This window comes from Shewanella sp. SP1S2-4 (assembly GCF_031932075.1).
Taxonomy (GTDB): domain Bacteria; phylum Pseudomonadota; class Gammaproteobacteria; order Enterobacterales; family Shewanellaceae; genus Shewanella; species Shewanella baltica.
This window is the reverse complement of the sequence record NZ_JAUOET010000002.1, coordinates 283,346-305,838: the sequence shown is the minus strand read 5'-3', so window position 1 is coordinate 305,838 and position 22,493 is coordinate 283,346. Positions and strand designations below refer to the sequence as shown.

Genomic DNA, 22,493 nt, shown 5'->3' with positions numbered 1-22,493 from the left:
GTTAATGCCAAAGTTAATTTCCGCCATCATGATAAGCCCATAACAAAGCTCATAGCTGAGCATTAATCTTGGCTACCAATTCCGTTAAGCTGCCGATAAACTCAGCCCATTGCAGAACTGCTAAGCACACTGAACATCGAGGAAAGATTAAATGAGCCAACTCTATTTAGAAGATGGAATTAAACAATTGGTTAGCGAGTTTATCGCAGCGGGTTGCCCATCGGTGCGAGAGCAAACCATTGAGCAACGTAGGCAAGGTTATATCGCCAGCACGGTACTCGCAGGTGAAGCGGAAGACGTGTTCGAGGTGCGCGCAGTTTCCATCGATGGCGCAGAATTAACCCTGTTCAAACCCTCGGCGGCAAACGATTTACCCGTTGTCATTTACTACCATGGCGGCTGTTTTGTCAGTGGCGGCGTTGAAACCCACAATCAACAACTGCGTAAACTTGCTAATGATGCTGGCGCACTGGTGATTGCGGTGAGCTATCGTCTCGCCCCTGAACATGTTTACCCCGCTGCCCACGACGATGCCTGCCATGCCGCCGAGGTCATATATGCGCATTGCCAACAATGGGGTGGCGATAAGGACAAGATTACCCTGATGGGCGACAGCGCCGGCGGCCATTTAGCCCTAGTCACTTGCCTACGTTTAAAAGCCAAAGGGCAATGGTTGCCACAAAAACAAGTGCTTATCTATCCAATGCTCGATGCCACTGCTAAAAGCCAAAGCTATAGCGACAATGGCGAGAAATATATTATTACCCGCGATACCTTACTCACTGGATTTGATCTGTATTTAGATTGGCACCCCAGAACCGATGCCGAAGCCAGTCCGCTGCGAAGCACTGACCTAGCGGGACTGCCCGAAACCCATATCATCACAGCTGAATTTGATCCGCTCGTCGATGAAGGAGAACAGCTATTTAGGCATCTATTAGAGGCTGGCGTGAATGCCCACTGCCGCCGCTATCTTGGGGTGATCCATGGATTCTTCCAACTCTCGGGAGTGAGCCGCTCCGCACGGGATGCCATGGTGCAAGTGAGCAATATAGTGAAGACAGCCTAACGTCATCCTTGATGATTAATTCCTTCATAAAAAAGGCTTTCTATCTAGATAGAAAGCCTTTTTAAACCGTTTGATATTCTGACTTAAACGGCTTTTTTTCGATACGCCAAAAACAACAAGACTATACCTACGGCTAAAAACGGTAAGCTGAGCAGTTGCCCCGCACTTAGCACTGATTCAGAGTAAGCCGCTTGGCTGACTTTAATCGATTCAATCGCAATTCGCGCACTAAATACCGACACCAGAAACAGGCCAAAAATCGCGCCATGCCGTTGTTTAATCTGCGTAAATTGATACAGAGCATAAAGCGCGACAAAGATAGCCAAATAGGCAAAAGCCTCATAAAGCTGCGCCGGATGCCTTGGCAACATATCAACACGGGCAAATATAATGCCCCAAGGTTGAGTCGTTGGATCGCCTAAAATCTCTGAGTTGGCAAAGTTAGCCATACGCACAAAAAAGCCAAAAATGGCGGTGGCGATCGCAAGTCTATCCAACAAAAACAGGAAGGGCAGCTTCACTTTGCGTTGGTAATAATACAGCGCCAGAATCGCCCCTAAACCCCCACCGTGGCTGGCGAGCCCACCTTCCCAAATCGCCAAAATCTTAAGCGGATGGGCAAAGTAATAAGCCGGATCGTAAAAAATACAATGGGCTAAACGCGCGCCCACTATGATGCCAACCACACAATAAATCAGTAGATTATCAAGGGACTCGACATCGAGGTTTTCCTTGATATAAATCCGCTTCATCACCTGAAAACCAGCAGTGATAGCAACAGCAAACAAGACTCCATACCAATGTATTTTTAGTCCCATAAACGAGATTAATACAGGATCGAGCTCCCACACTAAGTGTTCCAAATTCAATTACTCCATAACACTTGGTACATAGAGGTACGCCAAAAAGCATGTTTTACGTGGTTAAACGCCAATAGACAAGCCTTGTCGCGGGGATATCTTACTATTGAGTCAAATTTAACGACACTGAGTAGCATTGATTTAGCCGAATGATGTTATTTCGACCGAATCGAACTCTCACTCATTAATGGGTTAATTCACGCACTAATGAACGCGCTTTTTTTACACCACTATCGGCTCAGACGCTTGATGATTTCACTGTGCTGCGGATATTGAGCTAGTAACGTTTTTTGGCTAAATAACTCGAAATCATCGAAGGTAAAACCGGGGGACACCATGCAGCCCACGAGCGAAAAGCCGGGTTGATTCATCGCCGAACCAAAGATACAGCCCTTAGGCACCAAAAATTGTGGTCGCTCGCCCGCCGCTAAATCGAGTCCCAATTGCGCCGTGGTTAACACGCCATCAGGGGCAATCATATAAATGGTGAGCGATTGTCCTGCATGGAAGTACCACATTTCATCGGCGGTTAGACGGTGAAAGTGGGAAACTTCCCCCGTGCGCAGTAAAAAATAGATGCTGCTCCATAATGCCCGAGTCTTATCAAACGGCGTTTCAGAACGATAGGATGAGCGGTAATAGCCGCCTTCAACATGCTGTTCTAGTGCTAAATGTTCAATAAAATCATCGGCTGTATGCATTATAAATCCCTGGATAAAATTAAAACCGCAATTCAGGTTCTAGAGTCTACTCGAAAAACATCTGCTCACTAAGCGCTGCGGTTGAGCTTTTGAACATAAGCACACACACCAAAGTTCAACATATCACTTTTGACTCGTTACAATAGGAAAGAGAGAGTTATGGCTTGTGGCATCAATCGCGCTGGCGACTTGGCAAAATCGTGACGACAAATAAATTGTACGGCGTGTCGTTATGGTTTGTTGTTCGCACCAAAAGCGGATAGATTATTATGAGTTAGCGGGATTCATTGGCGGCTAAAGCTCCAAAGAGCGGCTCGTAATGATGACTTGGACACGCAGACATAAAGTTAAGTGATTTTCCACAGGGATCTTAATTGATGATCAATATTGAACAGATGGCGTTAATCCTCGATGCACTGCCAGATCCTGCCTTAATATTGTCAAAAAGTGGTCGGTACGTGGCTGTATTCGGCGGTAAAGATGGGCGTTATTACCACGATGGCAGTGGCTTAGTCGGTTTGTACATTGCTGATGTATTAAACCCCGATAAAACAAATTACTTCTTAGGCATTATCGAACAAGCCTTAGCTAGCCGAGCATTACTGATTGAAGAATATGAACTCAGTAATAAAGATGTCAAAGGCTTACCCGATGCGGGCCCAGATCAACCCATTTGGTTTGAGGGACGAATTCAAGCGCTAGATTTTCTCGTCAATGATGAGCCAGTGGTGCTCTGGGTCGCCAGTAATATCTCCCAGCGACATGAGCTTGAACTGCAGCTGCGTCAGCTCAGCGATACCGATCAGCTCACAGGGTTATATAATCGCCGCCGATTAGAACGTGACTTAACCGTTCAATTCGACACTTTTCAGCGCCACCGTACGCCCACCTCAATCTTGATCCTCGATTTAGACCACTTAAAGTCTATCAATGACCAGTTAGGCCACCATGCTGGCGATAAAATTATCATCGCCGTTGCTGAAACCTGTCGCACTCAATTTAGAAAAACTGACAGTGCGTATCGTTTTGGTGGTGATGAATTTGTGATTGCCCTGCCCGGTGTCGAGCATTCGCAAGCGGTTAAATTTGCTGAATACCTCTGCGATTGTTTTTACTCTGCGCTGCAACAACATGCGGTTAATGGTTTGTTTGCCACCGTAAGTATCGGGGTCGCCAGCATAGAAGCATTAGATACCTCCTATGAAGACACGCTTAAGCGGGCCGATGCGGCCCTGTATCAAGCGAAACGTAACGGCAAAAATCGAGTTATATCAAATACAGCCTGAGCGGGTTGAACATTTCAAAGCACACATAGCAATAACAAGCGCCCTTAATAAGTGATAGTCACAAGTGCTCATAAGAAGCGCGCATCAAAAGGCAGCCAACAAAAAAGCGAACCCTAAGGTTCGCTTTTTAATGCATAAAGCTATTGCCAAACAACAGACTTAATTCAGATCTTTCGCAGCTTTACGGGCTTGATGCAGTTTTTTATAACTTTCAATCAACCTTAAGTGCGGCTCAATGCCTTCGAGCTGCATGCTGGTCTTAGTCAGGCCATAAAAACGCACTTTACCTGTGACTGAGCCAACGACATTGTCCATCACTTCTTTACCGAACATACGGTTGAAGTTGTGGATAAAATCATCAAGTTCTAGCTCGTCATCTAAGGTCACTTCCAATACAGCATTCATGGCTTGGTAGAACAGGCCGCGTTTAACGGTATTGTCGTTAAACTGTAGGAACTCACCAACTAGCTCAATCGCGTCTTCGTGCGCACCGAGCGCCAAATAAATCAGAATCTTAAGCTCGATAATCGTGAGCTGACCCCAAACGGTATTTTCATCGAATACAATGCCGATTAAGGTGCGGATATCCGTGTAGTTATCGAGTTGGCTTTCTTCTAAACGGTTGACCAAATTAGCCAATTGCTTAGTGCTTAACGAATGCAGATTTAGGATATCTTCACGGTATGCCAGCGCCTTATTGGTGTTATCCCAAATCAAGTCATCAACTGGATAAATCTCAGAGTAATCAGGAACTAAAATTCGGCACGCCGATGCACCTAAATCGGTAAATTCAGCGATATACACCTCTTTACCTAACGCTTCTAAGATACCAAACAGACCGCTGGCCTCTTCTTCGCTGGTGCCAGAGAAATCCCATTCGCAAAATTCATAATCGAATTTGCTACTAAAGAAGCGCCATGAAATCACTCCTGTTGAATCAATAAAGTGCTCAACAAAGTTTTCTGGCTCGCTGACCGCCATGCTATTAAAGGTCGGTTTTGGTACGTCGTTTAAGCCTTCGAAGCTGCGGCCTTGCAGTAATTCAGTTAAGCTGCGCTCTAGTGCCACTTCAAAGCTTGGGTGCGCACCAAATGAGGCAAACACGCCGCCGGTTTTCGGGTTCATCAGGGTCACGCACATCACAGGGAACTGGCCGCCGAGTGAAGCGTCTTTGACCACAACCGGGAAACCTTGCTCTTCTAAGCCGTTAATGCCCGCGAGGATACTTGGATATTTTTCAAGTACCTGCATTGGCACATCTGGCAGGACAATTTCTTGCTCAATGATTTGACGTTTAACCGCACGCTCGAAAATCTCTGACAAGCACTGCACATGGGCTTCTTGCAGATTATTACCCGCACTCATGCCATTGCTTAAGAACAAGTTTTCAATCAGGTTCGATGGGAAGTAAACCGTTTCACCGTCAGATTTACGGGTGTAAGGAATCGCGCAAATGCCGCGCTTAACATTACCTGAGTTAGTATCAATCAAGTGCGAGCCGCACAGCTCGTCGTCTGGATTATAAATCTCTAAACAATAGTCATCCAGAATACCCGCTGGCAACGCATCGTCTTCTTCTAACGCAAACCACTTTTCATTGGGATAATGCACAAATTCGCTATTAGCGATTTCGGTACCAAAGAATTGATCATTATAGAAAAAGTTGTTATTTAACCGCTCAATAAACTCGCCGAGTGCCGAGCACAGTGCGCTTTCTTTGGTCGCGCCTTTACCATTGGTAAAACACATTGGCGAAGCGGCGTCACGAATATGCAGTGACCACACGTTCGGCACTATATTACGCCATGATGAGATCTCAATCTTCATCCCAAGCTCGGCGAGCATGCCCGTCATATTGGCAATGGTCTGCTCCAGCGGCAGATCTTTACCCAGAATAAAGGTGCTCGATGCGCCATTAGGCTGGCCCATCAGCATAGCATTGGCGTCTGCGTCTAAGTTCTCAACAGTTTCAATCTTAAATTCTGGGCCCGTTTGCACCACTTTTTTAACAGTACAACGGTCAATTGAACGCAAAATACCTTCGCGATCTTTATCGGAAATATCTTCTGGCAATTCAACCTGAATTTGGAAAATCTGGTTGTAGCGATCTTCTGGATCAACAATATTGTTCTGCGACAGTCTGATGTTATCCGTTGGAATATCGCGGGCTTTGCAATACACCTTCACGAAATAGCCCGCACACAGGGCTGACGACGCTAAGAAATAATCAAACGGACTAGGAGCAGAACCATCACCTTTGTAGCGGATCGGTTGATCGGCGGTCACGGTAAAATCATCAAACTTGGCTTCAAGTCTAAGATTGTCGAGAAAATTAACTTTGATTTCCATTGAATATGATTTCCACTAAATATGCGAGTCTGTAGCAGCCCATCGACCAAGTCGCGTCATTGGTAATGAGTCATTAAGGGGGAATTATCGGTGTTTTTGGCCCATTAGTCTTGGGTTAATTATGTTAAAAACCACAATAGGGGCATTTGCAGCTGAGCTTAGCGGGTTTGAGTTGGAGCTTAGATTAAATAACAGGAAGGCCAAGTAAACCAATTAGTCGCTGAGTAAAACCAAGTATAAGAACAAATTATTGATGTTTTTCAGTCTCTCGCTTAACCAACATAAAGGTTAAATACATCTTAGTCGGTAATGACAACGCCATGCCAAAGGCGACACACATAGCACTGAGAATAATCCCCTGCACGCCCATCGCTTCAACTGTGTCATTAAAATTATGCAGATAAATACCCAGCGCAATAAGACAAATACCCACACTAATGCAGATTTTCAGCGTTAAAATCAGCTTTTCATTCGTCACTGTTTCGCCCTTACCCTTCGCCGCTATGTCGCTTTGCTGCCGACCCGCTGCAAGTTTAGATACCTGCTCAAGGTTCGCGAAAGTCTAGCCGCCATTTGCATCAAGTTTAACTAATATAGTGAACGCATTTTCCACATAGGGCCTTGATTAAGATCAACCAAAGTGACCCAACTTAAGGTATACCCAACCCATAAGGCATAAGAAAAAGCGTGCTTTTTGTCATTTACATTATATTTTTGTTAACTTAAGCACTTAAGAATATGGGGAATTAGCTATACTGCCCTGCAATAAAAGGATGTTCATCACGGAGTCATCAAGCATGTCTAATTTCAGTTTACGTAACAAATTGCTGCTGTTATCGCTGTTCCCGTTAATCTTGACCCTGTGCATACTCATGACAGTTTCTTACTACGTCGAACAAAGCGCCCTTGCCGATGAAGTCACAACGTTTAGAACTAAGCTTATCGGTGAACGTAAAACCCAAATAAAAGAAGCCACCGAAATTGCCGCTGGCATAGTGCAATATCAGTTGTCTTTAAAAGAAAATGGCAATGTGAACCAAGCGCTTCGTGATATCCGTTTTGGCAGTTCAGGCTACTTCTTTATCTACGACTCCCAAGGCAAAAACCTATTCCATGCCGTCATGCCCAACCTCGAAGGGCAAAATAAAATTGATATGACAGATCCCCGCGGCACAAAAATCATTGTTGGTTTACTCGATGCTGCTAAAAAGGGCGACGGTAACTTCTCCTTCTATTTCCAAAAACCGAATACTAATGAGCAAATTGAGAAAATCGGTTACTCCATGATGATCCCTGGCACAGATTGGATGCTAGGCACGGGCGCTTATATCGATGATATCGACGCTGTCGTTGAGGATTATCGTGCAACGGTCACAGAGCAGATGATCGATAAGTCCTATGCCATTCTGCTAATTGCGCTGTTACTCGCCGCGATTACTGCCGCTGTTATTCTGATCACCGCCCAACGTATGGTCGCGCCTATTAAAAATATGGCAGACAATTTAAACGACATAGCCAAAGGCGAAGGCGATTTAACCAAACGTCTTATTGTGAAAGGTGAAGATGAAATTGCACAACTAGGCCAATCCTTTAACCTGTTTGTCGATAAACTCCAAACCATCATAGGCGATGTGGCAAACGCGACCGCTAAAGTTAAAACCGCAGCCAACGCGATTCACGATCAAACCAAAGTGATGTCGAGCCAACTCATCAGCCATAACAATGAAACCGATCAAGTAGTTACTGCTATTACTGAAATGTCAGCTACCGCCAGCGAAGTGGCACAAAATACCACGCAAGTGGCAGAAGCGACCCACGCTGCCACTGGCGATGTAGCTAATGCTCAGCGCTGCGTCGATGCGTCTTTAGAAGAAATTTCGGCACTCATGGCGCAAATCAACAATGCGGCGGGCAGCATTCAATCCTTGAGCGAACAATCTAAAAAAATCAACAATGTGCTGTCAGTGATTGGCGGTATTGCTGAGCAAACTAATCTATTAGCATTAAATGCCGCCATCGAAGCGGCCCGCGCCGGAGAACAAGGTAGAGGCTTTGCCGTGGTGGCCGATGAAGTGCGTAACTTAGCGAGTCGAACGCAATCAAGCACGCTAGAAATCAATGAGATGCTATCCGAACTGCACAAGCTTGTGGCGCTGGCGGTGAAAACGATGGAAGAAAGTCAGCAAAGCTGCGTACGCTCGGTAGACTCTTCTCGCGCAATCTCCGAAAGCCTTGGCTCAGTGACATCGGCGGTCACGGCAATCAACGATATGAGCACCCAAATTGCAACGGCGGCTACGGAACAAAGCTCTGTGACCGAAGAAATCAACCGCAACGTGTTCGCCATCCAAGAGATTGTGAATGAGCTACTTCATTCCAGTGAAGATGCTGCCAGAGTCAGCCAAACCGTATCGCAAGAAGGAATTAACCTAGGTAAACTCGTCGGTCAGTTTAAGATTTAAAATATTTTCAATGGGTTGCAAGCTAAATAAGACATAGCAACCCATTGGTTTGCTGCAAATGTAACATAAAGTCTCTGCCTTGCTGAGGCCGATGGCAGTGGAATTGAAGGTTTGTGGTTTGTGGTTTGTGGTTTGTGGTTTGTGGTTTGTGGTTTGTGGTTTAAGAGTTGTGGATTAGAAGTTGAAGGCGCTACTTTTAATTTCAAAAAGTAAAACTTAAATCCCGTTACCTACGTATATAACCCAAATACTCAACTCAGTAGAAATGGCCATGTTTTCAATCTTTAAGAAAAATCCCTTAAAAAAATTAACTCAGCAATATAACGCCAAGCTTGAAGAAGCTATGCATGCACAGAGAAAAGGCGATATTCGATCCTACTCAATGCTGACCGCTGAAGCCGAGCAAATCGAAAATCAAATAAAAGTGTTAGAAAAAGCAACCCAGCAATAGAAGCGCATAGTGAGAACGCGAAGCAAGCAAACTACCAAGAGTCGGCTTGAAAACGTGCCAATCTGGCCTCTGTGATAGTGCATTGGGTCAGTTGCATCAACTCACCTAAAGTGATCGCGGGATTGTCTGCGATAAGCCGAATCAACTTAGCGTCTAAGGGCTCTAACTTGTCCGCATGTTGCAGCAAGGCAGCTTCCAACTTTTTGATAAGATAACCAAACTGGCCATCATTAGCGATTAACTGCTGCGCCAGCAATGGCTCACTTTGTAAATGTGCACTGCAGGATTGGATCTTAATCGCCGCGCCAACAATGCACCAATTTCTCGAACGCCGCACACGCTTAAGCTCGCAATCATACTGAGTTGCAATCGCTTGAGCTTGTTTAACCGCCTCCCGCCCAATTCGATGAATCAGCGAGGGCAGCGAGATACTAATGTCGTCGTTCATAACGCTTGGTTCATCGCCGCTCTATTATGCCTGCATGGATAAAGGGAAAAGCCTGCTCGACTTTAGATTCAAATACAAAATTCAATGCGCGGCAGTGTACTCTGCCCACTTTATTCTAAAAGCTCCGCCCTCTGCCGGATAAGATTTGCTGTGATGACGCTTTGACTCATTAACCCACATATTTTGAGTGAGTTTCGCACCAAGTTTGTAGCTTATGTTGTAAATCACGCAGCTTCTTTGGGTAATGGCTCTGCTTGGCATAAACCATATACAACTCATGTGGATAGCATTGCCATTGGGGAACGAGCAAAGTGAGTTTATGCTGAGCGACATCCTCCTCTACCAAATAATAAGGCAGGCTAGCGATACCTGTACCACTCAAAGTAAGCAAATGTGTAGTGGCATAGTTTGAACTACACAGTGTAGGCTCAAAAGTGAGCGTGAGACTGTCCCCAGCAAGCGGTTCAAACACCCACTGAGTTTCACCCGAAGACAATAGACGATAATGGCGTAAATCATCAGGGTGACGCACCTCTGCGGCGGGATGCGCGGGCGAAACCACTAAGACATGACGAATTCTGCCAAGATATCTGGCGATCAGATTATCGCTGTGCGCAATGCTTGTTCTTAAGGCGAGATCAAACTTGCCGAACTCAACATCTTGAATATTCTGCTCAAAACACAGTTCGAGTTTCACTTGAGGATACGCAGCAATAAACTGGAGCAGCATAGGACTCAGCAATTTTTTGCCCAGTTCCGTTGGAGCGGTAAATTTTAAAGTGCCGCAGGAGTCCTGCGTTAAGTCCTGCACTAAACGTCCTGCTTCATTGGCCAGCCTCTCGATTTCGCAGGCTTTACCATATAACGCTTGCCCTGCTTCGGTCATTGATACTCGCCGAGTAGTTCGGTGGAGTAATTGACAACCCATTTCATCTTCAAGGGATTTAACATGGCGCGATACTAAACCTTTAGAAGCCCCGAGTTGTTCAGACGCAGCGCTAAAACTGTGCATTTTGGCAACCAGCATAAATGACTGCAGATGGGTGAGATTCATTAATTAAATCCATTAACGAAACAATGTGATGATTATATGCGCTTTTTCTATTTAATTAATCAGACTATCCTCAATTCGTATTCAATTTAGGAGCATGTCATGAAAATAGTCGTAGTGGGTGCATCAGGCACAATCGGACAAGCGATAGTCCGCTTATTTCATTCAACTCAGCATGAAGTGATTCAGGTAGGGCGAACAACGGGGGATGTCCTGATAGATATTCGGGATGAACATTCACTTAAACAAGGGCTAGAAAAAATCGGTAAAGTCGATGCAATGATTTCGGCCATGGGTGACGTCGTGTTTAAACCCTTCAACGCTATGACTCAAGCAGACTGGTATACAGGGCTCCAAAGTAAGTTATTGGGGCAGATACAGTTAGTGCAAATAGGTAGCCAATACCTCAACGCTGGGGGGAGTTTTACACTGACCAGTGGCATTATTGCCGATGTCCCAGTAAAAGATGGCATCAGTGCAGCCACAATCAATGGCGCACTTGAGCATTTTGTTACCGCCGTCGCGGGAGAATTACCTGCGCAGCAGCGAATAAACATTGTCAGCCCAACGGTATTAAGCGAGTCGTTAGCGAGCTATCAGGACTATTTTCCCGGTTTTAGTGCAATCAATGCCGACACATTAGCCAAGGTTTATTTGCGCTCAGTCATGGGCAGAGAAAACGGCCGAGTGCTGAAAGCCTTTTCCAGCTGCGGCACAGTGTCTTAACAGCAGTGTCCTAACAGGACAACCTAACCTTGTAACGCAAGGCGCGTAATCAGTCACAGTTAAAGTCTTGAGCGTTGCGCTGGGATTGCCTACAATAGCGCACGCTTTTTCACTATAGACAATGACAGATCACGACCATGACCGACACAACATCATTACCTGCTTTACCGGATCGCCTTTCCGTTAACCCACGCAGCCCACACCATGTGGCAGAAATTTTCGAGCACGATATCGGTATTAAGCTCAACGGCAAAGAGCGTTTTGATGTCGAAGAATATTGCATCAGTGAAGGTTGGGTAAAAGTACCAAGCAAATCCTTAGACCGTCGCGGCCAACCACTTTTACTCACAGTAAAAGGCACAGTAGAAGCGTTTTATCGTTAAGCTTTAGCGCAAAGAGCAGGATCATAAAATGAGTAAAGGCTAGCCGTGGGAACCCTAGCTAGCCTTAAATAGCAAACACCATTCCACTTATGTTATTGTTTTCGAACTAGTTTATCCGCAAGATAGTCAGCTAATTCAGCAAGAGGGATGTGAGTCATAACACCATCTTTGCGGCACTTAACTGACACACACTTCTCGGCTTCTTCCTTATCCCCAACCGTTAAGATGTAAGGCACTTTTTGCTTGTGAAAGCGTTTCATTTTGCGGGCAACTGAGTTTTGACTGATATCAACCAACACTCGCATGTCTCGTGCTAAGCATAATGTGGCTAGCTGGCGGACAAATTGACTGTTTGACTCATTCACTGAGGCGATAGCAACAGGCACAGGATGCAACCAATCCGGTAGGTTACCCTGTGAGACTTCCAAGAGAATCCCCAACCAACGCTCGATAGAGCCATACATAGCTTGGTGCATAATCACTGGCCGTTCGAATTCACCTTGCTCATTGGCGTACTGAACATCGAATCTTTCAGGCAAATTAAAATCAAACTGAATTGTTCCACACTGCCAGCGTCTTCCCATAGAATCTGTCAGTGACAGTTCAATTTTGGGACCATAAAAAGCCCCTTCGCCAGCTTGATACTCGGCATCAAAGCCCTCACTATAGCAGGCTGAATCCAATAGCTTTTGTGCTCGGCACCATTGCTCATCGCTGCCTAATGCCTTCTCAGGTTTAGTCGATATTTTTACGTCTAAATTATGGTAGCCGTAATCACCATAAACCTGCTTTGCACGCTGGAGAAAACCACGTATCTCCTCCTCTGCCTGAGACCAACAGCAAAAAACATGGGCATCATCCTGAGTGAACTGGCGTGCGCGCAGGCAACCATTTAACGAGCCAGAGGATTCATTACGGTGCACCAAGCCAAACTCAAATAGCCGCAGAGGCAAATCTCTATGGCTATGTACTCCGCGCTTAAACAGCAAAATATGGGCAGGACAAGACATAGGTTTTAACACATATTCATCGATGTTTTCCTTCCCACCACCGAAAAACATGTTATCTGCAAACATGTCCATATGCCCAGACGTTTGCCATAACTCCTTCTTCATAAAAACAGGCGTGTTCACCTCCTCAAAACCATTTCGACGGTACACGCGCCTCATGTGCTCTTGAATATCTCGGAATAACGCCCAGCCATTCGGGTGCCAAAAAATCATACCTGGCGCCTGTGGTTCAGAGTGAAACAGGTCAAGTTGTTCTGCAATTTCGCGATGTGTTTTCATCAATCTCTCCTGAGTAAAATCTGAGTTAAATCTGAGCGAAATACAAAACCAAGGTATAAAAAAACCCTCTGGCGATGTCGCTCAGAGGGTTTTTTTAAAGACGCAAAAAACTACCCCCCGAGAATTCTCGTGGTGGTAGTGGTGGTGTTAATTGCGCTTACGTATATTTTGTTCATGGGCCAGTAATAACAAATCATCCCTATCGCGGCAAGCATTTTGTTTAAAAATGCCACAGTATCGCGTTAGCTTCTAGTCACTAACACACTGCGTTTAAACTCAGACAGCCCCGGCCACAAGTCATTATTTAAAATACATTTTTGTGATAAAACGCATTGATTAAACCGTATAGAGCGGGTTAAAGTGTGACCACTAAGTAAAAAGTGTGACCACTTAAGGAAAATGCAGGGCAAACTCGAACTCAATCATCGAGCACGCCATTTAGGGAAGAAGAAGCAAATCAGCAATGTGCGCCCAAACTCTAAGCAGACAAGCCTGCCACCACTTTCCAAAATAATAAGTACATTTTATTAGCGGGTTATGTCATCGGGTTAACTATTGACTCGCATTACTTCAGGGACGTAAATGACCGATTTCAGCAGCATTCTTTTATCCTACGGGATACTTCTGTCTGGCCTTCTTGTCACAGTGGGTGTGATGTATGTGTTGCTCAAACATCGCGATGCAACCGTCAAGTTGCCCGTTGATCGTGAGCAACTGACCCGTATCCCCGCCTATGGCTTACAAGAGCAAATCCATGATCTGCAATTAGATTTAATCGGCTGCATGATGATGGGACTATTGATTGTTTGCCTTCCATTTGCCGCCAGCAGCATCCAAGCGCATATCACAGTCGGAAAATTCCCTTGGTTGTTCGCCTTAACAGGTTTAATAGGAGTAATTTACTTCGGCATTAAAACCTGGAAACTCTTTTCCAAACTAATCAAATTACGCCTAGGTCATACAGCAGAAATCGCCACAGCCAATGAACTCATAGGCTTACAAGCACTCGGTTATCAAGTGTTTCACGATGTCCAAGCCGACGGCTTTAACATCGACCATCTTGTCGTAGGCAAAAATGGTGTATTCGCCATTGAAACCAAAGGCCGCCATAAACGGAACAAAGACCTACTCCAAACCAATGGCAATGGCTCAAGCTCTGGCAAAAAAGGCTATCAAGTATTTTATAAAGACGGGCGCTTAGACTTCCCCTCGTGGACAGAAACCAAACCCATAGAACAGGCAGAACGGCAAAGCAAATGGGTCAGTCAATGGTTAACCAAGGCTACAGGGACACCAGTATCATCAACCCCAGTCCTCGTATTCCCCGGCTGGTATGTCACCTGTCAGACCAAGCCACCGTTCCCGATCCTGAACCACAAACAATTAGTCGGAACGATCCCGAAACTGAAAACCCAAGATCTTACCCAGCAACAAGTCGACACCATCATCTACCAAGTCGCCCAAAGATGTATGAGTAAAAGCGAAGCGGGGGAATAATGGAAATATAAAGTCTGAATTTAATATACAGCTAAATATAAAAATATAAAAATATAAAAACAGGAAATATTGCAATGAACTGGTACATAACCCTTGGCTCTATAATAGTCATACTAATTATTATTGTCTTTTATATTCTTTTTAAAAGGAAAAAATATACAAGAGAGAGGTATGCTTTTTTTGCTACAAGCTTTGTATTCACATACATAGTAACAGTGTTAACTCATTTGTTTTTTGATGTGTCATTATTTCAGATACTGTTAATGCTGTACAACTACTTACCATTTGAAAATATACCAATCCCTACAACATCCTGGTCAGATAAAGCATGGTCTATTTTATTCCTGATAATACTATGTACATTCGTAGTTGCAATATTTCAAACATGGGGAGATAAAGGAAGTGTCAGCAAACTCGATAAAAGCATGAAAGATGTCAGAGAAGAGCTAAGTTTCTTACATGCTGCAGTTATCGGAATGAAGCCTTCAAAGATAGAATTGGTAGATGAAGACCTTACTCAGATAGATATAGGGAAAAAAAGTTTTGAATTGAATTATCTAGATTTAGATAGAGATTGGCCAAGCGAAGCTAAAGATTTACTTAATATGTACTCTAATCAGTATAAAATAAAAAGTAGCGAATGGAACAAGGAGGAAAACAGTTTCTATAGTAACTACATGGGAACTCCACTACTAGTAATATGTCAATTAAAACCGCCTAGCGAAACAACAATAGAGAACAGCATAATTGAGTTCAAAAAAGTAACGAAATCAGAACATGTAAAAACTGTAATCGCAATAAAAAACATTGTAAACCACGAACTCAATAAAAGCAAAAATAGAGAAATACTTTTCTTTTCAAAAAACACTTTATTAGAGAACCTAATAGACTTCTCTGATTATAACGAGAGTTTAAGGAAACAATTTGAATCAGATGAAATATCTGAAGGAGACAGAGTAACCCTCCAAGACATTTACGTTGAAAGTGAAGGCTCCCTAACTGACTTAACAAATAAAAAAAGCAAAACAATAAAAAGCGTAGAAAAATATCTTATTAACTGGGCATCAGAGAGAAAGAGTGAAGAACAGATAGTACTTTTAGGTGATTACGGACAAGGAAAGAGTGTTTTATCACTCAGATTTGCGAATGAATTAGTAAAGTCAAAAAAAATAGATAGACAACCTATTATAATGGAATTAAGAGGTAAAAGCCCAAGAAATATGCCCATGACAGAAATGGTTGCAGCGTGGGCATATCGTTTTAATTATAACGTAAAAGCAGTTTTGAAACTTTTGCAAGAAGGAAAGTTAGTTATAATTCTAGAAGGATTTGATGAACTTGATATGGTGGGTGACCAACTGCGGAGACTTGAACACTTTAAGAAGCTATGGGAGTTTGCTCGATATAAAAAATCAAAAATAATAATAACAGGTAGGCCTAATCTTTTTTTAAATAACGAAGAAGCAAGAAACTACCTACAACTAAATAATGGTGAACGTTCGACATTCAGCGTAAAAGCTATTAAACTAGAACCTTTCAATAGAGAAAAAATCAAACTTGCACTTAGAAATACACCTGAAAACATTTCAAAAAGTATTTTAGAACATTACGACTCAACAAAATCTGGAGTAGGGTTTTCAGATCTGATATCCAGACCATCGACTCTATTTCAAACTAGTATAATTTGGGAGGGTTTAGACAAAACAAAATTAAACTCTTCTAAAATAATAAATAGTTTCATTGAACACGCATATAAAAGACAAGCACAGAAGTTACTCTCAATTAGTGGTACAGACTTAGAGGCACCAGTTCTCACAGTGCAAGAGCGAGCATATTTCATGTTGGGAATAGCTGTTGGAATGGTAAAGAATGGGGGTTACTCTAACCACATCTCAGGTAGAGAGCTAGAAGAAATCGTCTTCCCATTATTTACTAATATACCAGGTTGTTGTAGTCGAGATCATCACAGTGATACCTTGACCTTGCGCGAAAGACTTCGTGAAAATGCTTTTGAATCAGTCTTCAATGACGTTAGAACTGCGGGGGTTTTAGTTAGAGACTTAACAAGTATTAATGCATTTAAATTTGCACATAAATCTTTTTTGGAAGCACTATTTGCTAACTTTATCCAGATAAAAGTAAACCCTAATAACGATGAAGACAAACTAATTGGAAACACAATAGCAAAAGCTATATCCATAACAGACATATACTCTCTAAAATTCAGTGATGAAGTTATTGGTCACATTACAGAGAATATAGTAAATCAAGGACAAAAATTTGATGACGATGAAGCTTTGGCATTAATGAATGCATTATCAAAAAAAGCAAAACGTCTAGACGGAATATTCTTTAGAGAAATATTAATGGTGACGAAATTTACGGCAATTTCATCGTTGGCGATATTGATTATTATTCTATTGAACAATTATTTTAACCTTACAACATCATCTTATAACAATGTTGACGTGTTAAAAGAAATTATTACTTTTATATTTTTGGTACTTTTAAGTTATTTATGCGGAAAATCTTATGGATTAAGCTCGACCAACAAAATTAAGGCAGCGGTTGAAATTTGGTGCAGAGCTTGTGAAGTACAAGGTTATAACATTGAAAATGAGAAAGTTTTAAGTAAGAAATTTATTAGAAGATGCCGTTGTAACATAGGGAAAATCAACATGCCCAAGATGTTATTTTTTATATATCCATTTGCAAAAGAAATAGTTCTACATAACAAAAAAGATGCGACAGACACCCCGCCTCTACCAAGATAAACCAGCCAAAAAAAGTTGCGTAAGCAAGGCGGAGGTTCTCATGGTTTAACTGTCTTTTACTACATCTAGATAACCTGACTGGCAGATACTGAGCCAGCCTCAGGTTAGTCAAGGTTGGCCAATATGAAGTCTTAGTAAATTTGACGGTGAGCCTACTTGCAAAAATAGGGTAGGCATAACACTAACCTCACCAGCTAAACCAGATCAGGCATTGTTGCACCAGTGACCTTCTAAAACATGGATGTTTTAGTAGAGCTTACAGGGATGTATTTACAGCGAGTCACTGGTGTAACAGTGCGAGAGCCTGCGGCAGGCAATTAGGAAGTACAGTTGCCAGAAGCCACAAAATAGCCCATTCGCAGCACTAAGCTCGCCAGAGAGAATACGCATAAAACAAAAAGCGACCCCAAGGTCGCTTTTTAACGTTCATAATTGCGTTGCTGCCGAAGCTAACTCTTAGCAAGGGCTTGCAGTCGCAAGCCCAAACCAGCAATTACTCGTAGTCTGATAATGGCGCACAACTACACATTAGGTTACGGTCGCCGTACACATCATCGATACGATTCACGGTTGGCCAGAACTTGTTAGTGCGTACTGCTGCACTTGGGAACACGGCCACTTCGCGGCTGTATGGACGCGTATCAAACTCTGGGTCCATGATATCGGCCATAGTGTGCGGGGCGTTGTGCAGCGGGTTGTTGTCCACTGGCCATTCACCTGATTCCACTTTGGCGATTTCGGCGCGGATTGACACCATAGCGTCGATGAAACGATCGAGTTCCACCTTAGATTCAGATTCCGTCGGCTCAATCATCAGGGTTCCCGCAACAGGGAAGCTCATGGTTGGTGCGTGGAAACCGTAGTCATTCAAACGCTTAGCGATATCCATTTCGGTCACGCCTGAGGCTTCTTTCAGTGGACGCAGGTCGATAATACATTCGTGCGCCACGCGATCGTTACGGCCACGGAACAATACTGGGTAGTGTTCAGACAGCTTCTTCATCACGTAGTTGGCGTTTAACAGCGCAGTTTGGGTCGACTTTTTCAGGCCTTGAGAGCCTAACAGCTTAATGTACATCCAACTGATAGGCAGAATGCCCGCGCTACCATAAGGTGCGGCTGATACAGCGCCGTTGTGATCACTTTCACGGCCCGGTTTAACCACAACGTGGCCCGCAACGAATGGGGCTAAGTGCGATTTCACGCCGATTGGGCCCATACCTGGGCCACCGCCGCCGTGTGGAATAGCGAAGGTTTTGTGTAGGTTAAGGTGTGATACGTCGGCACCGATAAAGCCAGGAGACGTTAAGCCAACCTGCGCGTTCATATTGGCGCCGTCTAAGTACACTTGACCGCCGTGCTGATGCACTATGTCGCAGATTTCGCGGATAGATTCTTCATACACACCGTGGGTCGATGGGTAAGTGATCATGATGCAAGACAGGTTTCCAGCCACTTCGGCGGCTTTGGTCTTCAGATCTTCTAAATCGACGTTACCTTGCTTGTCACAGGCAGTAACTATCACTTGCATACCGGCTAATTGCGCCGATGCTGGGTTAGTACCGTGGGCAGATTGCGGGATCAAACAGATGTTTCTGTGCGCATCGCCACGTGACTCATGGTATTTCTTGATGGCTAACAAGCCAGCGTATTCACCTTGAGCGCCTGAGTTTGGCTGGATACACACAGCGTCGTAGCCTGTGATGTTCACTAACCAAGTCGACAGCTCTTCAATCAACTGGGTGTAACCTTTGGCTTGATCCAGTGGGCTGAATGGGTGCATGTTGGCAAATTCTGGCCAGCTCACAGGGAGCATTTCAACCGCTGCGTTTAACTTCATGGTGCATGAGCCCAGTGAAATCATCGAGTAGTTAAGTGCTAAGTCTTTGCTTTCGAGACGTTTGATATAACGCATCATCTCGGTTTCGCTTTGATAGCGATTGAACGTTGGGTGGCTTAAAATCGCATCTTGGCGCAGGAGTGCAGCAGGAATCGATTGGCTACCTTGGCTCACGATTTGCGCATCTAATGCGGCAACATCTAAACCATGTCCAGCACCTAAAATCACATCAAACAGGGCTTCGATATCTGTGCGCAATGTGGTTTCATCTAAGCTTACGCCCACAATGCCGTCGGCATCGAAACGTAGGTTCATTTCAGCAGCCAGTGCGCGTGCATTAACAGCAGCAACATCTAAGCCTTTGATGCTGATAGTATCAAACCAAGTGCTGTTGACTAAGCTCACGCCCTTCGCTTGTAAACCAGCCGCTAAAATATCGGCGAAACGGTTAATGCGTGATGCGATAGTTTTCAGGCCATCTGGGCCGTGGAATACGGCGTAGAAAGATGCCATGTTCGCTAACAAAATTTGTGCAGTACAAATGTTTGAGTTGGCTTTTTCGCGGCGGATATGTTGCTCGCGAGTTTGCATCGCCATACGCAGTGCGCGGTTACCACGGGCGTCTTTTGACACACCAATGATACGGCCAGGCATAGAACGTTTGTGTTCGTCACGGGCAACGAAGAAGGCCGCGTGTGGACCACCAAAGCCCATTGGTACGCCGAAACGCTGCGCACTACCAAATACCACATCGGCGCCCATAGAGCCCGGTGATTTCAGTAATACCAAAGACATAATGTCGGCGGCCACAGTCACAATCACATTCTTCGCACGCAGAGTTGCGAATAATTCAGTGAAGTCAGTGATTTGACCGAAACGGTTGGTATATTGGAACAAAGCACCAAACAGCTCGTAGTTAACGGCTTCGCTTGCAGGGCCAACTACCACTTCAAAACCAAAACACTCAGCGCGGGTTTTCACTACGTCTAAGGTTTGCGGGAACACATCATCGGCAACGAAGAAGATATTGGCTTTTTTCGCTTTAGAAACACGCTTTGCCAGCGCCATCGCTTCGGCAGCAGCGGTTGCTTCATCTAACAAAGAAGCAGAAGCCAAATCTAAACCCGTTAAGTCCATCGACACTTGTTGGAAGTTTAGAATGGCTTCTAAACGGCCTTGGGCGATTTCTGGCTGATATGGCGTGTAAGCCGTGTACCAACCTGGGTTTTCAAATACGTTACGCAGGATCACGTTTGGCACTTGAGTGCCGTAGTAACCCATACCTATGTAGCTCTTAAATACTTGGTTTTGGTCCGCTAAACCACGAATGTAGGCAATGCCTTCGGCTTCGCCGCAGGAATCACCAATGCTCAGGTCTTGGCTTAAACGGATCGACTCAGGCACGATTTGCGCGGTCAGATCTTCCAGTGACTCAGCACCAACAAAATTCAGCATGGCTTGCTGTTGGTTACTATCTGGGCCGATATGACGACGTAAGAATAAATCGTGCTGTTCTAACTGAGTAAGGGTTTGCTTGGTCATGATAAACCTTGTTCCAGATTTGCCGAAATTCAGAACTGTAGGGTACTGATTAACGGGCTGTTGTTATGTCAATCTTGCGCTAAAACAAACGAAGCCCCTCAGGGCTTCGTTAGCGTCGACGATTAATCTTCGTCGATTACAGCTTGGTAGCCTTCGGCATCCAGCAGGGCGTCGACTTCTGATTCGTCAGAAGGCATCACGCGGAAGAACCAGCCTTCGCCGTAAGCGCTGCTGTTAACGAGTTCTGGAGAATCTTCCAGCGCTTCGTTCACGGCAATCACTTCGCCAGAAATTGGGGCATAAATATCAGACGCCGCTTTTACTGATTCAGCTACAGCACAGTCTTCACCCGCAGTTACAGTGTCGCCAACTTCTGGGAGTTCAACGAAAACCATGTCACCCAACAGCTCTTGGGCGTGCTCAGTGATACCTACTGTGTAGCTGCCGTCTTCTTCCTTGCGGATCCATTCGTGTGAAGAGGCGTATTTCAGTTCTGTCGGAATATTGCTCATTGTTCTTGTTCCTTGTTCCGTTTTTTTAAAATGCTTGTTTACCGTTGCGCACAAAGTTTGGCGCTACTACTCTAACAGCCACACGTTTTTTACGCATTTCGACTTCCGCCGTATCCCCAATCGAGTTAGGCACACGCGCCATCGCAATAGAATAGCCCAATGTTGGCGAGAAAGTACCGCTGGTAATCACGCCTTGGTGCTCAACACCGGCTGAGTCGGTGAAAAATACTGGCATATCATGGCGTAACACGCCCTTTTCTTCCATCACTAGACCAACAAGTTTGTCGGTTCCGGCATCGCGAAGTGTTTCGAGGGCTTTACGGCCGATGAAGTCACGGTCGCTTGGTTCCCATGCGATGGTCCAGCCCATGTTGGCGGCCAATGGGTTGATGGTTTCGTCCATATCTAAGCCGTAGAGATTCATACCGGCTTCAAGACGCAGTGTGTCACGGGCACCGAGACCACAAGGTTTAACACCTTGATCTAACAATGCTTGCCACATAGCTTGGGCTTCGTCTTCTGGGACGATAATTTCGTAGCCTGCTTCGCCTGTGTAACCCGTAGTCGCAATAAACAGAGAACCGGCTTGCTTACCGAAGAAAGGTTTCATGCCTTCGATGGCGGTGTTTTGATCGCTACTGAGCACGGCAGCGGCTTTCGCTTTAGCGTTAGGACCTTGAACGGCGATCATCGCCAGTTCTGGACGCTCAGTCACAGTGACGTCAAAACCTTGGGATTGCTTGGCGATCCAAGCGAGATCTTTTTCGCGGGTCGCTGAGTTCACTACTACGCGGTAGTTAGTGTCAGTGAGGTAGTAAGTGATGAGGTCGTCGATGACGCCAGCATTTTCGTCTAACATGCCGCCGTATAAGGCTTTACCTGGAACTTTAAGCTTAGCCACATCGTTTGCCAGCAACTTACGCAGAAATGCACAAGCGTCGTTACCAATCACATCAACCACAGTCATGTGGGAAACGTCGAACATACCCGCGTCTTGACGCACGGCATTGTGTTCTTCGATTTGTGAGCCATAGTTGAGAGGCATGTCCCAACCGTGGAAGTCGACCATCTTAGCGTTTGATTCTAAGTGCTTGTTAAACAGAATAGTTTTGTTAGCCATTGTTATCCCTTTTTTGCGGCCTTTTTCAGGTCTCTGCCTAGTGTAGGGTGTAGATACTAGGGTCTAAAATGCGGCGAAATTATACCTTGCGTCACAAATTTGTATACAGGAGATTTTTCTAATCCGAAGCCAT

The 22,493-nt window shown here is 44.7% G+C and carries 18 protein-coding genes; 8 read left to right on the top strand and 10 right to left on the bottom strand.

Features of this window, described 5'->3' with window-relative positions; genetic code table 11:
* Positions 1 to 151: 151 nt before the first annotated feature.
* Complete coding sequence (locus tag Q4Q52_RS03550; protein WP_311989856.1) at positions 152 to 1,069, top strand: alpha/beta hydrolase; 918 nt, start codon at positions 152 to 154, stop codon at positions 1,067 to 1,069.
* Between the two features lie 83 nt (positions 1,070 to 1,152).
* Here Q4Q52_RS03550 and lgt read toward each other — a convergent pair whose 3' ends face one another.
* Together lgt and Q4Q52_RS03540 are read right to left on the bottom strand one after the other, a co-directional pair.
* Positions 1,153 to 1,932: a prolipoprotein diacylglyceryl transferase gene (gene lgt / locus Q4Q52_RS03545; protein ID WP_006080213.1), complete on the bottom strand. Its 780-nt coding sequence runs from the start codon at positions 1,930 to 1,932 to the stop codon at positions 1,153 to 1,155.
* A gap of 227 nt (positions 1,933 to 2,159) precedes the next feature.
* Positions 2,160 to 2,630 carry a cupin domain-containing protein gene (locus tag Q4Q52_RS03540; protein WP_259214866.1) on the bottom strand — a complete coding sequence of 157 codons (471 nt, stop codon included), beginning with the start codon at positions 2,628 to 2,630 and terminating at the stop codon, positions 2,160 to 2,162.
* A gap of 377 nt (positions 2,631 to 3,007) precedes the next feature.
* On the opposite strand from Q4Q52_RS03540, the gene Q4Q52_RS03535 reads away from it, so the two are divergent.
* Positions 3,008 to 3,916, top strand: coding sequence for a diguanylate cyclase (locus Q4Q52_RS03535; protein WP_311989855.1), 909 nt, complete (start codon positions 3,008 to 3,010; stop codon positions 3,914 to 3,916).
* A gap of 159 nt (positions 3,917 to 4,075) precedes the next feature.
* Here the strand turns inward: Q4Q52_RS03535 and Q4Q52_RS03530 are convergent, their stop codons facing one another.
* Both Q4Q52_RS03530 and Q4Q52_RS03525 read right to left on the bottom strand, forming a co-directional pair.
* Positions 4,076 to 6,265 carry an OsmC domain/YcaO domain-containing protein gene (locus Q4Q52_RS03530; RefSeq protein WP_311989854.1) on the bottom strand — a complete coding sequence of 730 codons (2,190 nt, stop codon included), beginning with the start codon at positions 6,263 to 6,265 and terminating at the stop codon, positions 4,076 to 4,078.
* Between the two features lie 247 nt (positions 6,266 to 6,512).
* Positions 6,513 to 6,743 carry a hypothetical protein gene (locus Q4Q52_RS03525; protein ID WP_006080209.1) on the bottom strand — a complete coding sequence of 77 codons (231 nt, stop codon included), beginning with the start codon at positions 6,741 to 6,743 and terminating at the stop codon, positions 6,513 to 6,515.
* A gap of 319 nt (positions 6,744 to 7,062) precedes the next feature.
* On the opposite strand from Q4Q52_RS03525, the gene Q4Q52_RS03520 reads away from it, so the two are divergent.
* On the top strand, positions 7,063 to 8,727 hold the full coding sequence (locus Q4Q52_RS03520) for a methyl-accepting chemotaxis protein (RefSeq protein ID WP_311989853.1): 1,665 nt from the start codon (positions 7,063 to 7,065) through the stop codon (positions 8,725 to 8,727).
* 271 nt (positions 8,728 to 8,998) lie between these two features.
* Complete coding sequence (locus Q4Q52_RS03515) at positions 8,999 to 9,178, top strand: DUF6435 family protein (protein ID WP_226058193.1); 180 nt, start codon at positions 8,999 to 9,001, stop codon at positions 9,176 to 9,178.
* 31 nt (positions 9,179 to 9,209) lie between these two features.
* Here the strand turns inward: Q4Q52_RS03515 and Q4Q52_RS03510 are convergent, their stop codons facing one another.
* Both Q4Q52_RS03510 and Q4Q52_RS03505 read right to left on the bottom strand, forming a co-directional pair.
* Positions 9,210 to 9,626, bottom strand: a complete 417-nt coding sequence (locus Q4Q52_RS03510; protein ID WP_311989852.1) for a ribosome recycling factor family protein — start codon at positions 9,624 to 9,626, stop codon at positions 9,210 to 9,212.
* Between the two features lie 169 nt (positions 9,627 to 9,795).
* Positions 9,796 to 10,680, bottom strand: a complete 885-nt coding sequence (locus tag Q4Q52_RS03505) for a LysR family transcriptional regulator (RefSeq protein ID WP_311989851.1) — start codon at positions 10,678 to 10,680, stop codon at positions 9,796 to 9,798.
* A gap of 99 nt (positions 10,681 to 10,779) precedes the next feature.
* Here Q4Q52_RS03505 and Q4Q52_RS03500 point away from each other — a divergent pair, with 99 nt between their 5' ends.
* A complete protein-coding gene (locus Q4Q52_RS03500) occupies positions 10,780 to 11,403 on the top strand; it encodes a short chain dehydrogenase (RefSeq protein WP_311989850.1) in 624 nt (207 codons plus the stop codon).
* Positions 11,404 to 11,540: 137 nt separating this feature from the next.
* Complete coding sequence (locus Q4Q52_RS03495; protein ID WP_006080205.1) at positions 11,541 to 11,786, top strand: DUF3297 family protein; 246 nt, start codon at positions 11,541 to 11,543, stop codon at positions 11,784 to 11,786.
* A 92-nt stretch (positions 11,787 to 11,878) separates the two neighbouring features.
* Here Q4Q52_RS03495 and thrS read toward each other — a convergent pair whose 3' ends face one another.
* Positions 11,879 to 13,117, bottom strand: coding sequence for a threonine--tRNA ligase (gene thrS, locus Q4Q52_RS03490; protein WP_311989902.1), 1,239 nt, complete (start codon positions 13,115 to 13,117; stop codon positions 11,879 to 11,881).
* Positions 13,118 to 13,657: 540 nt separating this feature from the next.
* On the opposite strand from thrS, the gene Q4Q52_RS03485 reads away from it, so the two are divergent.
* Positions 13,658 to 14,572 (top strand): nuclease-related domain-containing protein, encoded by a 915-nt coding sequence (locus Q4Q52_RS03485; protein WP_311989849.1) that lies wholly within the window; start codon positions 13,658 to 13,660, stop codon positions 14,570 to 14,572.
* 74 nt (positions 14,573 to 14,646) lie between these two features.
* Positions 14,647 to 17,346, top strand: coding sequence for a hypothetical protein (locus tag Q4Q52_RS03480; RefSeq protein ID WP_311989848.1), 2,700 nt, complete (start codon positions 14,647 to 14,649; stop codon positions 17,344 to 17,346).
* Between the two features lie 493 nt (positions 17,347 to 17,839).
* Here the strand turns inward: Q4Q52_RS03480 and gcvP are convergent, their stop codons facing one another.
* From gcvP to gcvT, 3 genes are all read right to left on the bottom strand, one after another.
* Positions 17,840 to 20,728, bottom strand: coding sequence for an aminomethyl-transferring glycine dehydrogenase (gene gcvP / locus Q4Q52_RS03475; RefSeq protein ID WP_311989847.1), 2,889 nt, complete (start codon positions 20,726 to 20,728; stop codon positions 17,840 to 17,842).
* Between the two features lie 122 nt (positions 20,729 to 20,850).
* Positions 20,851 to 21,240: a glycine cleavage system protein GcvH gene (gcvH, locus tag Q4Q52_RS03470; RefSeq protein ID WP_006080188.1), complete on the bottom strand. Its 390-nt coding sequence runs from the start codon at positions 21,238 to 21,240 to the stop codon at positions 20,851 to 20,853.
* 25 nt (positions 21,241 to 21,265) lie between these two features.
* On the bottom strand, positions 21,266 to 22,360 hold the full coding sequence (gcvT, locus tag Q4Q52_RS03465; protein WP_311989846.1) for a glycine cleavage system aminomethyltransferase GcvT: 1,095 nt from the start codon (positions 22,358 to 22,360) through the stop codon (positions 21,266 to 21,268).
* Positions 22,361 to 22,493: the final 133 nt, after the last annotated feature.